Genomic DNA, 1,515 nt, shown 5'->3' on the forward strand with positions numbered 1-1,515 from the left:
TCGGGGTGGGACGTGCCGGAACCCGAACTCGGCGTCGTGCTCCACCGCGGGGAAATCGTCGGCTACACCATCGGCAACGACGTCTCCAGCCGCGACATCGAAGGGAAGAACCCGCTGTATCTCCCGCAGGCGAAGGTGTACGACCGCTGTTGTTCCATCGGCCCGTGTATCGCCACGGACGAGACGGTCGAGGACCCCCACGACCTCGAAATGTCGCTGACGATCGAGCGCGACGGCGAGATCATGTACGAGGACTCGACATCGACGAGTGAGATGGCGACCACCTGCGAAGAACTCGTCTCGTATCTCAAACAGCACAACGTTCTCCCCGAGACGTTGGTTCTGCTCACCGGAACCGCGCTCGTACCACCGGAGTCGTTCACCCTCACCGAAGGAGACGAGGTTACCATCGACATCGACCGTATCGGACGACTCGTCAACGAAACGATGAGCGTTTGAACGGGCGGTAAAACCGTTTTCGGACGAGCAAAGCCCGCTCCGACAGGATGATTGTTCGAGCGTACGGAATCGGATTCCGCCGATGCTCGGCGGAGCTACCGATAGGGAACGAACTTCGACACATCGTTCTCCAATTCAGAAACATACGTGGATGAATAAACGAGGTGTTCGAGGAGAATGGTCATCGATCAGGAAGAAGTTCGAAACGTTGCGGATTCACCGCCGAACAGGACGAAAAATCCGCCGTTCGGGGTCCGAATGGAGAAACGGAAAACGGGACTTCGATGACCGTTCTCCATCCAAAGGGGGAACGACGCCGTGAGGATTTCCTCACAAGGACGAGTACCGTCCATTCGCTGCTTTCAACCACCGGTGCTCTAGGGTCGTGTCCGTGGGAGGGTGGGCGGCGGAAGAACGCCACTCGACCGGCCACGGGTTGAAAACGTTTGTTGGTTTTTTCAGTCGAAATCCGGACGAATATCCGAGCGTAGCCGTACGAAAACACATATCGGCATCGATGGGGCGTTCTGTATTCCAGAAAGCCTACTTCGAAGTGAAATAGGACGGGAAACGGCGAGAACCGGGGAAATCGAAGTCGACACGATTTCTGGGAGAGGGGCTTCTTTCGTCGTCCTGTGGCGTTCGTTCCGTCTAGACCACCAAATCAATCAAGTACACGGGGGGACGTGTAGTAGTATGGTCTACAGAGCTGGTATCATCGGCGCTGGTGGTATCGCGGGGATGGGAATCCTCGGAATGCACGACGAAGCGGATATCGGTCGGAAGAAGTTTCGAGCGAGCCACGCGGGAGGGTACAACGAAACCGACGGGGTCGAACTCGTCGCGGTCGCGGACGTGAACGAGGAAAAACTCGACAGGTTCGGGGAAGCGTGGGACATCCCCGAACGGGGGCGCTACGTGGGTCACGACGCGATGCTCGAAAACGAGGAGTTGGACGTCGTTTCGGTCTGTACGCCCTCGTACCTCCATCGCGACCACGTCGTCGCAGCGGCGGAGTCCGACGCGGACCCGGAGGTGATCTGGTGTGAGAAACCC

The 1,515-nt window shown here is 58.0% G+C and carries 2 protein-coding genes; both read left to right on the top strand.

Translation table 11 applies throughout. The annotated features are described in order from the left end of the window. Positions 1-459 (top strand): fumarylacetoacetate hydrolase family protein (locus WBV42_RS06765; protein ID WP_423985351.1); only part of this gene is annotated, 459 nt, incomplete at its 5' end. A 696-nt stretch (positions 460-1,155) separates the two neighbouring features. Beyond that, a partial coding sequence (locus WBV42_RS06770) for a Gfo/Idh/MocA family protein (protein WP_423985352.1) occupies positions 1,156-1,515 on the top strand: 360 nt, incomplete at its 3' end.

Origin of the sequence: Haladaptatus sp., from assembly GCF_049589095.1 — an archaeon.
GTDB lineage: Archaea > Halobacteriota > Halobacteria > Halobacteriales > Haladaptataceae > Haladaptatus.